Genomic DNA, 12,171 nt, shown 5'->3' with positions numbered 1-12,171 from the left:
ATTTAATTGTGTAACTTACAAATGGAAGAATTCCTAAAGGTTTAGAAAAGGCAGTATCGCAGTAAATGGTTCAAAAATGAAATGATAAAATAAAGGTATGGTGACAAAATGGAAAAGCAAAACTTGGACTGGAGTAATCTCGGATTCAATTACAGAAAGACAGAAAAACGATATGTTTCAAATTTTATAGAAGGAAAATGGGATGATGGAATTTTAACAGAGGATACCAATGTAGTGCTCAACGAATCGGCAGGCGTTCTCCAATATGCGCAGACATGCTTTGAAGGTTTAAAAGCCTATACCACCCAAGACGGACAAATTGCTATTTTTCGTCCCGATTTAAATGCACAGCGCATGGAGGATTCCGCTATAAGACTTCATATGCAACCCTTTCCAAAGGATAGGTTTATAGATGCTATTGTCGAGACAGTAAAAGCAAATGCATCATATGTACCACCGTATGGCTCTGGTGCTACACTATACATACGACCTACTCTATTCGGAAGTGGTCCTGTTATTGGGATTAAACCTTCTGAAGAGTATCAGTTTAGAGTATTTACTACACCAGTAGGCCCTTATTTTAAAGGAGGAGCCAAGCCCCTTACCCTCTGTGTTAGTGATTATGATCGTGCTGCGCCTTATGGTACAGGACATATCAAAGCAGGATTGAATTATGCCATGAGTCTTCATGCGCTAAGAACAGCCCAAAAAAATGGATTTGATGAAAATATGTTTTTGGATGCTGCAACCAGAACCAAGGTTGAAGAAACAGGCGGGGCCAATTTTATCTTTATAACCAAAGACAATAAAGTTGTTACACCTAAGTCAGAAAGTATTCTTCCGTCCATCACCAGACGATCTTTAATGGTCGTTGCTGAGAAATATCTCGGCCTTGAAGTTGAGGAAAGGGAAGTTCTTTTCGAAGAGGTAAAAGATTTTGCAGAATGTGGTTTATGTGGAACTGCAGCTGTTATTTCTCCTGTGGGTAAAATAGATGACCATGGTAAAGAAATATATTTCCCAAGTGGTATGTCAGAAATGGGACCTATTTCAAAGAAACTACTAGAAACTCTTACTGGTATCCAGATGGGAGTTCTCCCAGCGCCTGAAGGCTGGATTACAAACATTACTATTGGCGGGGCTTAATGCCCCGCTTTTTTCTATTGAAATGTAAGGGTGCATAGAGGGAAAATGATATCTATTCGATTTCATCCTTTTTTTCGACACGCATAAACGTATGCGAAGGGAATAACCATGTTGAATAAACATTGCCCATGAGATTCATTAAGTTCTCAATCACTATCTAACGATGTATTAAAACTTCATAAATTCCTTCGTTTTTATACCAGAGATTTTTCATGTAGATTGTGTATGATGGTCTGATGAAACGAAAATGGAAAAATGTATTCGCTTTACATAACTGGTGCCTCCGCAGAAAGTATTGTAGAGTTGTAGGAGCAATTACGCGATGAAGGTGAGAAATATGGAGATCAATAATATTCTTGTTGTAGACGATGAACCGGAAATTCGAGAAGCTCTCGTTATTTACTTAAAAAGCAATGATGTAGACGTATTTACGGCCTCTAACGGAGTGGAGGCACTGGAGATCCTTGAACAAGAAACGATTCATCTTATTATCATGGACCTCATGATGCCGCAGCTTGATGGAATCAAGACGACATTTAAAATTCGTGAAGATAAAAATATACCAATCATTATGCTCTCCGCCAAATCGGAGGATAGTGACAAGATTTTGGGACTTAATGTTGGAGCTGACGATTATATAACGAAGCCGTTTAATCCCTTGGAACTGATCGCAAGAGTCCGATCCCAGCTGCGCCGGTTTACGAATTTAGGTTCCTTTCACTCCATTGGAGAAGAGATCATTCAAGTAAAAGGACTTGTGCTGAACAAAAGCTCCAAGACTGTTGAAGTGGATGGAGAGGACGTTAGACTGACGGCGAAGGAATACAAAATTTTGGAGTTGTTAATGGAAAACAAGGGCAGAGTTTTCTCGATTGAAGAGATTTATGAGCGCGTGTGGAATGAACCGGTCTTTGCTTCAGAGAATACGGTTGCCGTACATGTGAGAAACATTCGTGAGAAAATTGAGATCAATCCTAAAGACCCAAAATATTTGAAGGTGGTATGGGGAATTGGATACAAAATCGAGAAAAAGTAAAGAAGATCGAAAGATTGGAATCGACCTTCTTGTCATCATAATCGCAGTTATTATAGGGATCTTTATACTTATAAACGAGTATTCATACCTGGGGTTGAGTCTGAGATTTTCAACTTCACGTTTCATCTGGGAATTGCTTTCCAGTATTATCTTGGGTTTGTTGGTAGCCAGACTATTTCGTTATTTTAAGGCACCGCATAATAAACGTTCCTTCTGGGATGGCAGTGTGTTGATAGATTATTTTCATATTTGGAGAACCGGCTTTAGAGCCAGTCTGCAAAATGGGAGACTAACGTTTGGCCTCATTCTTATGTTTCTGCTGACCGCCTTAGCCGGCATTTGTTTTTGGGAAGCAGTCACATATTACGGACAGGGATGGCTCATCCTTTATTTGTTGCTATTTGTGCTGTTTCTGGTTCCTTATATGCTCTCCAAGCTTGGGCGATTCATGGCCATCATCAATGGAAGTAAAGAGATTGCCAAAGGGAATATTCAGAACTCAATTCAAGATAACGGAAACGATTCTCTATCTGAACTTGCCGGCTATATTAACAATATGAAAGCCGGGTATCAAAGCGCGTTGGAACATCAAATGAAAAGCGAGCGGTTAAAAACGGAACTGATTACCAACGTATCGCATGATTTGAAGACTCCGCTTACTTCAATTATCAACTATGTCGATTTATTAAAAAAAGAAAATCATCCTTCGGAAACAACCCGAGCCTATATTGAAACGCTGGAACGCAAGGCGCTTCGACTGAAACTATTAATTGAAGACCTGTTCGATATCTCTAAGATGGCCAGCGGTACAATAGAGCTGGATATGGAGTATGTCGATGTGGCAACGTTATTGACACAAGCGATAGCAGAATCAAACACCCATATGGGACAAGCGTCGCTCGAAATTCGGGAGAGGATTGCCAAGTTTCCGATCCATGCGAATTTGGATGGTAATAAAATATGGCGTGTATTCGAAAATTTAATTAGCAACGCACAGAAATATTCGCTTCCAGGAACCCGCATCTATATTTATCTGGACGAGACGGATGATCTGGTAAGGTTTAAAATTCAAAACACCTCTGCCTATGAGATTGATTTTGATGCGGAAGAACTGTTCGAACGTTTCAAAAGAGCAGACGAATCCCGCCAGACAGAAGGCTCGGGACTAGGGCTGGCTATTGTGAAAAGCATCGTTGAGTTGCATGGAGGCAAGATTAAGGTCGAGATTCACGGCGATCAATTCAACGTTATTGTGCATTTACCCAAGAAGGGCTGAATGAATAAAAGATCACCAACATGATACACATGTTGGTGATCTTATTTTTTTGACGAACTAAATTCAAAGGTACTAACTCAATAACCCCCAACGAAAAGCATAGGCAACGACCTGTGTTCGATTTTTTGCACGCAGCTTAGTCATCAAGCTGCTTACGTAATCTCTTACTGTATACTCGCTGAGGAACAACAAGGAAGCGATTTTCTTGTTATCATAACCTTCCGCCAGAAGTTCGAGCACGGTAGACTCCCTTTCTGTTAAAGCGATGGCCATCGTTTTGGCGGTGTTTTCCTTCTCTTTCCTGGATAAAAACAAACCAATTCTCTTTCCCACTTGTTCAAGCAAATCCAGCTCATCCTTTGTGCAATTAAATGATTCTCCCATTTGGTCAAAAGTGACCCAGCCGTACAATTGATGATCGTGGGCAATCGGTATAAAAATAATCGAAGACAACTGAAATAACTGGATATGCTCGTCCCTTAAATAAGGTTTTGGGTCTTTCAAATAGATCGGTCTTTTAGAGTTGAAGATCAGATTTTGCTCAGTCAATTGTCCTTTCATGCTCTGAATTTTCGGAAGTTCTTCGCCAATGACCCCATAGAACTGGTTGGACCAAGGTACATATGCATAGAAGACACAGCGTTTATAATTGAAATACTTCTCACATTTTTTCAGGATAAAGGCGAGATCTGAAGCTCCGGAAGAACTGACTAGGAGTTGGTTTAATTGGTCCAGCAAACGCAGTTTTTTTAATTCTTCATTTTCCTCCGTTTCATGATTACCAGACACCGTATCAGCCCACTTATGAAAGCTATGCATCAGATACGAAAAGACAGATAACAGGAACATGAGCGGGTCCATCATCCGTTGATGTTTCAGTTGTATTAATAGTGTTATTAAAGCTTTTTCCAATATAATTTGAAGCCATTGTAAGCTTGCCATATTTAAAATGGTTAGCTGGGATTGAACCCAGGTATCCAAATAAGAAGAATAATGATTATCCATATGATCCAAGTCTGAATAAGTAAACATCTGAAAAAAGGATCTCATCAGTACTCCCGTTTCGTTCCGATGTGTCTCAGAGATGTTAGCTTCCGAGATCAGGTAAATATTTGTGTTTTCTTCGAGCTGTTTGCTATGCGTTTTGAAAAATAATACAAATTCCTGAAAAGTCATTTCAGTATATGGATGAAAATGTTGTGTCATAATAAGTCGTTCCCTTCAAATGAAATACCCTACAAATGGGGGGTATACAATCCATTATTACACAGAACTTTATAGGATAGTATTTCAAAATTAAAGGAGTAAGATTGAGGAGTACAAGTTCATGAATCTTACTATGAAGAAATGGAGCGGTTGAATCTTATGAAATTAAATGAAAAAGTAGCTATTGTTACAGGTGGTGCTAGTGGAATTGGTGAAGCCACCGTTCGCCTTTTCGCAAAAGAAGGAGCAAAAGTGGTCATTGCTGACTTCTCTGAACATGGTAAAGAACTAGCTTCCGAACTCAATGGGGAAGGTCATGATACGTTATTTGTCAAAACAGATGTGACTAAAGAAGAAGATATTAAACACATGATTAATGAAACCGTTGAGAAATATGGTAAGTTGGATATTATGTATGCAAATGCAGGGGTTGCCGATGATGAAGCCGCTGATGTATTGTCATATGATAAATGGAAACGAACGATCGATATTAACTTGTCAGGTGTATTTCTTTCCGATAAATATGCTATTGAGCAGTTCCTTAAGCAAGGAAATGGCGGCGTTATTGTTAATGCTGGCTCAATCCACAGCTTTGTTGCATTGCCTAAAACGACAGCTTATGCCTCGGCAAAAGGAGGCGTTAAACTGTTAACTCAGAATTTATGTACTGCTTATGCCAGTAAGGGAATCCGTGTTAACGCCGTATGTCCTGGATACATTGAAACGCCTCTCTTGAAGAACGTAGATGCAAAAAGCAAAGAATATTTAACTTCACTTCATCCACAGGGCAGACTTGGACGACCAGAAGAAGTCGCAAAAGCTGTGTTGTTCTTAGCCAGCGATGATGCTAGTTTCGTGAATGGTACTACCTTGCTTGTTGATGGAGGCTATACCGCACATTAATTCAGGTCAGATAAAAGATAATTTACCTGAAAACCAATTTTCAAATCGAAATAAACCTCTATATCATTGAAGACTTCTTCATTGATGTAGAGGTTTTCTTTTACATACGGCGGAGGCTATAGAAGATTCCTTAATTACCCTTTGACAGAGCATTAAGGTTTGCTGCATACTGACTTTATAAAGTTGTTTTATAAAGAGGGTTACAAAAAGCGCTGGCTACATTAGAAGGATCTACGGAAATACGGGAGGTGAGGGTTATGGTATATATAATTTTAGCAGTTATCATTTGGATTGGGGCATATGCGGCTTTGAAATCGTCGAATCAGCCTATAGAAGTGAAGCCAATTCGATCAATTAATGATCTCTTTGAATAGATAAAGGTTTTGCCATGAATACTTAATAAGTTAACTTTATAAAGATGAATAATAAATCCAACTTGAACTCGGAGGATTTTAAATGATTAAACTCGTAGTAACTGATCTGGACGGAACATTTCTGAATAATCAAGGTTCGTTTGATATTGAACTTTTTAATGAAGTACATGATGAAATGCAAAAGAAAGGAATAACGTTTGTAGCCTGCACGGGAAAACAGTGTGAACGAGTAGAAAAGTTGTTTGGTGACCATGGAAAAGGGATCTGGATTCTTGGAGATAGCGCAGCCAGAATCAAGAAAGATGGAAAAGTCGTCAAAGAGTTTAGCATTGATCGCACACTCGTTCTGCGAGCCATTGAAGAAATTCAAGGTTTTGATCCCCACATGACAATCATTGTATGTGCAAGCGATGCAGCATACGTACATTCCTCTATCTCTGATGATATGTACAACGTAGTTAAAGGCTCTTATGAACAAGTCATAAAAATGGATTCCTTCTCCGAAATCGATAGTGATTTTATCAAAATAACCGTATTTGATACAGAAGGCAGAAGCACAATGCTTAGAAAACATGTGGAACAGACGTTAAATGGCCAAATCTACATTGTCGACTCTGAAGCCAGGTGGCTCGATATTACTGCTCTTCATACCCATAAAGGCGAAACGGTAAAAAAATTACAGGATATGCTGGGGGTAACTGCGGAGGAAACGATGTCGTTCGGTGATGGAGAGAACGATGTTGAACTGATGGCAATTGCTAAATACAGCTTTGCTGTTAGCAATGCTTGCGAGAACACCAAAAAAGCAGCAAGTTTCATCACAAAATCTAATGAAGAAAATGGTGTTCTTATAACCATTCGAAAAATGATGGATTTACAGTAGGACTGCTCTAATCATTCAAATAGAAATTACTATATGACGAAGCCTGTGAAAAGGAGCGTGGGATATTTGCGTAAAAATGTATATTTGTCAGGCTCTATACTTACTTCTGGGGAACGACGAAAGTTGGAACGGTTAAATACGATTATGGAAGCACACTTTTTAACCACACATCTACCACATAGAGACATAGAAAATCAATCTATACACTCAAAAAGTGGAGATGAAATGTTCAAATCTGCAGTTAAGGCAATAGAAGAATGTGATATGTTTGTCGCTGTTTTAAACAACAATGGCTTGAATTTAAGTAATACCTGCTGGGAGCTTGGTTATGCTTATGCGCATAAGAAACCAATCTTTTGTCTACATGAAGGTGAATTCAATATCAATCAATGGGGACATCTGATGTTGATGAATTCTTCAGTTGTTTGTCATAATGTGGAAGAACTCAAAGAACAATTAGATCTTACATTACAAAATGATAAATCTAAAGAAAGTAGTTTATAGAACAAGAAATGATATCATCTCAGAGAATGAACTAGCTGAACAAATAGGTGAGTTAGAAGTATCCTCAATGAATGAGAGTGATCATGAAGGTCATAACATGATTAGTTTCAACACATATAAAGTAGGTACAAAACTATTTAAAATCAAAAACAAATGCTATAATAAAAAAATCTTTTTCAATCTGATCGGAGGCAGACCATTGTAGAATCTCATTCCTTTTCCTGAATACAACTGAATATTGAAAAGGATGAGTACAATGCTTACAAAATCATTTCATAGACTCTGGCTTAGTCAGGCTCTATCTACTTTAGGAGACATCTGGTACATTTTGGCGCTTGTCGTCACGCTTTACCATCTATCTGGTTCTGCTACCGTAACGGCTTTGTATCCCCTACTTAGAGTTGCTGGTATGACAATCGGCAGCATCGCGGCTCCTCTTATCATGCGTAAGTTGCGCTTGAACCGCTTACTTGCATCTAGTCTTGGAGGGCAAACTATTGGCTTGGCATTGCTCACCATATATATGTTTTTAATGGGCAAAGACAATCCTAATATTGCTATATTGATCGGAATGGTTTTTGGGATATCAATTCTGGAGGGGGTAGCGGGCCCAGTAAGATCTTCTCTTGTTGCTCTAACCGTGCCTGAAGCATCGTTGCTTAAAGCGAACAGCGTGCTAGTGGGTATTGTACAATCATGTTCTCTGGCCGGATGGGCGTTCGGATCCATGACAGTCAGTTGGCTTGGTGCAAGTCAAGTGCTGCTCCTTTCTACAATGTTATTAGGCGGTGCTTGGTTATCATCCTCCATGATATACGAAACCAGAAACAGTACACACCAAACACCAGTGGGTTCTTGGAGACGATCGCTTCAAGATGGATGGCAGAATTATTTTAGGTTACCGCAGTTACGTGTTTTGTTATGGATGGATGTATGGGAAGGCTTATTTAGAGGTGCATTCGCAGGGGCGCTATTGCTCGTGTTCGTAGGAGAACGACTACATGTGGGTGAAGTATGGTGGGGATGGATGAATGGCGCCAATTTAGGTGGATTCGTTCTCATTAGCATTCTTATGAGCCGTTTATCGAACGGAAACTGGAATCTAGGGGGCATGCTAGCGGTGGGCAGTGGATGCGTTGCTGCGCTAACACTCGCATTCAGTTTTTCTACTAGCCCGTTAGTGACACTCTTTATCATGTTCGCAATCGGGGCTTCTCAAGCCATAAAGGATTTAGCGGAACGTACTTCTTACCAAACAAGCGTTCCCGCTTCAGAGCTTCCACCGTTATTTGCGGCCCAATCATCACTTACCTCAATTCTATATGGTGTATCATTATTATTATCTGGTTGGTTAGCGGATACTGTAGGTATTCAAACGCTCTACATCTACGCATCAATTGGATTTTCTCTTTCCTTTATCGGTGCTCTTACGTATCGGAGGAATGGACTAAAAGTAAATAGATACATCGATACGGAAGAAAAGGTGAGTTAAGTATTCATGAAGTGAGATTTATATTCTATTTTGTCAGCTAAAAATGTTGAATCCTATGACGAGGCTATCCAGAACTTATGGATAGTCTTTCTTTATATAACATAGTCCCTTGATTTTTGAACAACAAAGCCTTCAAAATTCCTCTCTATCTCGATTATTGAGCGTCTACTTCAGATTCATTTCCTTCAGCAAAAACCTATCAATATTCACTTTGTTACTTTTTAAATATAAAAGTGTAAAATGTATGACGTAACTTTAATACACAATTATTTCAGTGTCAATACGCACTTTTAAGATAATTTATTTACGATGTGAATGGAGCATTCAGAATCCAACACTTTTTAAACAAAAATGTTGACAAAGTAAAGGTCCGAAAATAAGATAGAAGCATTCTAAAAATAAAATTAGTAAAAAAAGGATTTTGTTTCGATATTTTATATGGAGTTGATGACTATTCATTCTACAGAAAAATTAATATTGCTGCAGCAGCAGAAATGGGTGGAGAAGGATATCCTGTTCGAAATGACATGTGATCGTACGCCAGAGGGGCATTTTCTCGATACATACATAGCCTTGTCCCAGCATGAAATGCTTATTGCAACAAGTCTCAAGGAACCGGATCACGAAAAGACCTTTAAGGGCTATTCGATCCCTGTCAAAAGTTATCCACGTCAGGATCCGCAGGAGGAGGGGAAATGGTCGGTTCAAACGTTGAAAATCAGTGGAATTGAATCCGTTCTCATTGTGAACCTTGTTGCATCCGGGATGCTTGTAATGAAGGCTCCAGACGAGCGAATCATAGCGGCGTTCACGAATGGACTGATGAGCAAGGCATCCAGGCTGGCAGCAATCTTTACGAAGCTGAAAAAGCAGGAGGAGGTGGACAGCGAGTTACTGGAGGATGAGGAGGCAAATGCCTCTTGTCCCAAATGCGGGAGGATTTACCCGGAAGAAGGTCGAGAGATTTGCCCGAAATGCATGAAGAAAAGCGCATTGATCCTCCGGCTGTTATCGTTTGCCAAGCCCTATAGAGCCTCTTTGCTGCTCATTATTGTGTTGATGCTTTTAAATTCCGTGACTGGGCTTGTCATTCCATATTTGACGGGTACGGCCTTATTTGATCAGGCGCTAAAAGGCGAAGGATATTTTGGCGGACAGGTAGGGCTAGTCATCTTGCTAGTCATTATTTTTCGCACTTTATCTCTATTATTTGGTGTCTTCTTCGGAATCATCAATGCGAGGCTGGCCGCAAACATTGTTTTTGATATAAAATCTGTCATTTTTACTGCAATGCAGCGCTTATCACTAAACTTTTTCAAGCGGAAGCAGACCGGACAGCTGATGACCAGAGTTAATTACGACGCCGCTGAACTGCAAATATTTTTCATTGATGTACTGTCCTATTTTGTTGTGAATGTAATGAATATCATCGGCATTACCGTCATTTTGCTGGTATTGGACTGGAAGCTCACACTGCTATGTTTTTTGCCGATGCCGATTGTTATTTTTCTGGCACGCCAAGTATTCCCCAAGCTGTCGAGGCTATCATGGCGGATGAACCGCCAGGTATCATCATTGAACTCCATCATTAGTGACTCGATCAAAGGTGTCCGGGTCGTCAAGGCATTTGGCATGGAGCACAAAGAAATGCAGCGCTTCCAGCAGGCAAATGCGAACTTCTCCGGCTCGGAGCAAAATTATAACCGTTTGAGCGGTACGATCTTTCCAGTACTTAATGGGCTGACTCAAATGGGAGGTATGCTCATCTGGGGATTTGGAGGATGGATGATACTCAAGGGTGAAATTTCGTTCGGGCTTATGCTGACCTTTGTCAATTATATGTATATGTTATATGGGCCCATTGAGTTTATGAACAATATTGTAGGCTGGTGGTCGCGTTGCATGACGGCTTCGCAGCGATTATTTGAAATTGTGGACGCAAGCCCTGATGTGAAGGAGAAGGAGAATGCGATTCGGATTCCAGTCATGAAGGGAGATATTCAAGTATCAAATGTTGTATTTGGCTATGAGCCGAATAAATCGATTCTGAAGAATGTTACGCTGCAGGTGAAGGCAGGACAAATGATTGGCGTCGTCGGACAATCTGGAGCAGGAAAATCAACTCTCGTCAACCTCATTTCCCGGCTATACGATGTGAATGAAGGTGCAATTACGATCGACGGAGTAAATGTGAAGGATGTGGCTGCTGAATCGTTGCGCTCCAATATCGGAATCGTATCGCAGGATGTGTACGTGCTATCAGGCAGTATTGCTGAAAATATTGCCTATGCCAAGCCGGATTGCAGTGTCATGGATATCGTTCATGCGGCGAAAATAGCCAACGCCCATGATTTTATTGAGAAGCTGCCGGACGGCTACGATACGATCGTGGGTACGGGCGGATACAATCTGTCAGGTGGTGAAAAGCAACGCCTCTCCATTGCGAGGGCAATTCTGCATAACCCAATAATACTGATTCTAGATGAAGCGACAGCTTCTCTGGATACGGAGACCGAGCTGCAAATCCAAGAGGCGCTGGATAAACTTATCAAGGGACGTACAACGATTGCCATTGCGCATCGGCTCTCCACGCTTCGCAATGCCGACTATCTGGTCGTGATGGATCAGGGCAAGGTTGTGGAAGAAGGAACACATGAATCGCTAATGAGTACCGAGGGCGCTTATTATCAATTGGTGAAAAAGTATGATGAAGCATTAAAAATAAGCGAGGTGATTTCAGCATGAGTTCGTCTGCATCACAGAAGAAGACAACTCCAGCCCAGGATACAGAGCTACAGAAGGAAAAGGGCGTGGCCGGTTCGCTGTCCGATGCCGCCGACATTCACTATCTCACAGAGGATAATGCAACATTTCATAAAACGGAAGGTCGGATGTTATCCGTAACGGTGGGGGAAAAGACGCATCCAGTCGTGTATGTACATTGCTCTTTCCCTCATACGAATAGACGCATGTATTTGTCCATCAGGACGGTTGAAAACAAGGAAATTGGTATGATCCACAGTCTTGAGGATTTTACGGAAGAGACAGCGCAGCTGTTAGAGGAGCAGCTGCAAATCCGTTATTTCACTCCAGAAATTAGCAGGTTGATTAACGTGAAGGAGGAGTTTGGCTACTCCTACTGGGAAGCAGAGACGACAGGCGGACTATGCCGATTCACAGTCAGAGGTGGTGGTGGCAACGCCAAGCTGGTAACCCCAGACCGACTGCTCGTCACTGACGTGGACGGTAATCGGTTTGTCATCCCAAATATAAATAAGCTGACAGACAAGGAATACCGGATGGTAGAGCTATGTATGTATGGTTAATCAAGTTGACTAGAGCGGACATGAA

10 protein-coding genes are annotated in these 12,171 nt (G+C 40.8%); 9 read left to right on the top strand and 1 reads right to left on the bottom strand.

The genetic code is table 11. From position 1 onward, the window contains the following. Positions 1-108 precede the first annotated feature (108 nt). The 3 genes from BUA17_RS07575 (at position 109) to BUA17_RS07565 (ending at position 3,458) form a co-directional block, all read left to right on the top strand. Positions 109-1,146 carry a branched-chain amino acid aminotransferase gene (locus tag BUA17_RS07575; RefSeq protein ID WP_063563680.1) on the top strand — a complete coding sequence of 346 codons (1,038 nt, stop codon included), beginning with the start codon at positions 109-111 and terminating at the stop codon, positions 1,144-1,146. Between the two features lie 337 nt (positions 1,147-1,483). After that, a complete protein-coding gene (locus tag BUA17_RS07570) occupies positions 1,484-2,182 on the top strand; it encodes a response regulator transcription factor (protein ID WP_064640817.1) in 699 nt (232 codons plus the stop codon). Beyond that, positions 2,157-3,458 (top strand): sensor histidine kinase, encoded by a 1,302-nt coding sequence (locus tag BUA17_RS07565; RefSeq protein WP_072733121.1) that lies wholly within the window; start codon positions 2,157-2,159, stop codon positions 3,456-3,458. The genes BUA17_RS07570 and BUA17_RS07565 overlap by 26 nt, the downstream gene beginning before the upstream one ends. A 72-nt stretch (positions 3,459-3,530) precedes the next feature. Here the strand turns inward: BUA17_RS07565 and BUA17_RS07560 are convergent, their stop codons facing one another. Next, positions 3,531-4,664, bottom strand: a complete 1,134-nt coding sequence (locus BUA17_RS07560; RefSeq protein ID WP_072733120.1) for a LuxR C-terminal-related transcriptional regulator — start codon at positions 4,662-4,664, stop codon at positions 3,531-3,533. A 159-nt stretch (positions 4,665-4,823) separates the two neighbouring features. Between BUA17_RS07560 and BUA17_RS07555 the strand changes: the two genes are divergently transcribed. The 6 genes from BUA17_RS07555 to BUA17_RS07525 all read left to right on the top strand — a co-directional run bounded on the left by BUA17_RS07555 (position 4,824) and on the right by BUA17_RS07525 (position 12,146). After that, positions 4,824-5,567 (top strand): SDR family NAD(P)-dependent oxidoreductase, encoded by a 744-nt coding sequence (locus tag BUA17_RS07555; RefSeq protein ID WP_072733521.1) that lies wholly within the window; start codon positions 4,824-4,826, stop codon positions 5,565-5,567. A 456-nt stretch (positions 5,568-6,023) separates the two neighbouring features. Continuing rightward, positions 6,024-6,824 carry an HAD-IIB family hydrolase gene (locus tag BUA17_RS07550; protein ID WP_072733119.1) on the top strand — a complete coding sequence of 267 codons (801 nt, stop codon included), beginning with the start codon at positions 6,024-6,026 and terminating at the stop codon, positions 6,822-6,824. Between the two features lie 66 nt (positions 6,825-6,890). Then, the gene (locus tag BUA17_RS07545; RefSeq protein ID WP_072733118.1) at positions 6,891-7,328 is read left to right on the top strand and encodes a nucleoside 2-deoxyribosyltransferase domain-containing protein; all 438 of its coding nucleotides are present in this window, start codon (positions 6,891-6,893) and stop codon (positions 7,326-7,328) included. Between the two features lie 256 nt (positions 7,329-7,584). Beyond that, a complete protein-coding gene (locus BUA17_RS07535; RefSeq protein WP_072733116.1) occupies positions 7,585-8,820 on the top strand; it encodes an MFS transporter in 1,236 nt (411 codons plus the stop codon). A 447-nt stretch (positions 8,821-9,267) separates the two neighbouring features. Then, positions 9,268-11,565, top strand: a complete 2,298-nt coding sequence (locus BUA17_RS07530) for an ABC transporter ATP-binding protein (RefSeq protein ID WP_072733520.1) — start codon at positions 9,268-9,270, stop codon at positions 11,563-11,565. Next, positions 11,562-12,146, top strand: a complete 585-nt coding sequence (locus BUA17_RS07525) for a DUF1854 domain-containing protein (RefSeq protein ID WP_072733115.1) — start codon at positions 11,562-11,564, stop codon at positions 12,144-12,146. The genes BUA17_RS07530 and BUA17_RS07525 overlap by 4 nt, the downstream gene beginning before the upstream one ends. Positions 12,147-12,171: the final 25 nt, after the last annotated feature.

It is taken from the genome of Paenibacillus sp. ov031, assembly GCF_900143165.1.
Classification (GTDB): domain Bacteria; phylum Bacillota; class Bacilli; order Paenibacillales; family Paenibacillaceae; genus Paenibacillus; species Paenibacillus marchantiae.
The sequence above is the reverse complement of the archived record's forward strand: the minus strand, read 5'-3'. Positions and strand labels throughout refer to the sequence as shown.

What these genes read in the sequence shown, in the direction of transcription:
- BUA17_RS07575 (WP_063563680.1), top strand. Translation starts at nt 109, where the DNA reads ATGGAAAAGCAAAACTTGGACTGGAGTAATCTCGGATTCAATTACAGA.
- BUA17_RS07570 (WP_064640817.1), top strand. Translation starts at nt 1,484, where the DNA reads ATGGAGATCAATAATATTCTTGTTGTAGACGATGAACCGGAAATTCGA.
- BUA17_RS07560 (WP_072733120.1), bottom strand. Translation starts at nt 4,664, where the DNA reads ATGACACAACATTTTCATCCATATACTGAAATGACTTTTCAGGAATTT.
- BUA17_RS07555 (WP_072733521.1), top strand. Translation starts at nt 4,824, where the DNA reads ATGAAATTAAATGAAAAAGTAGCTATTGTTACAGGTGGTGCTAGTGGA.
- BUA17_RS07550 (WP_072733119.1), top strand. Translation starts at nt 6,024, where the DNA reads ATGATTAAACTCGTAGTAACTGATCTGGACGGAACATTTCTGAATAAT.
- BUA17_RS07535 (WP_072733116.1), top strand. Translation starts at nt 7,585, where the DNA reads ATGCTTACAAAATCATTTCATAGACTCTGGCTTAGTCAGGCTCTATCT.
- BUA17_RS07530 (WP_072733520.1), top strand. Translation starts at nt 9,268, where the DNA reads ATGACTATTCATTCTACAGAAAAATTAATATTGCTGCAGCAGCAGAAA.
- BUA17_RS07525 (WP_072733115.1), top strand. Translation starts at nt 11,562, where the DNA reads ATGAGTTCGTCTGCATCACAGAAGAAGACAACTCCAGCCCAGGATACA.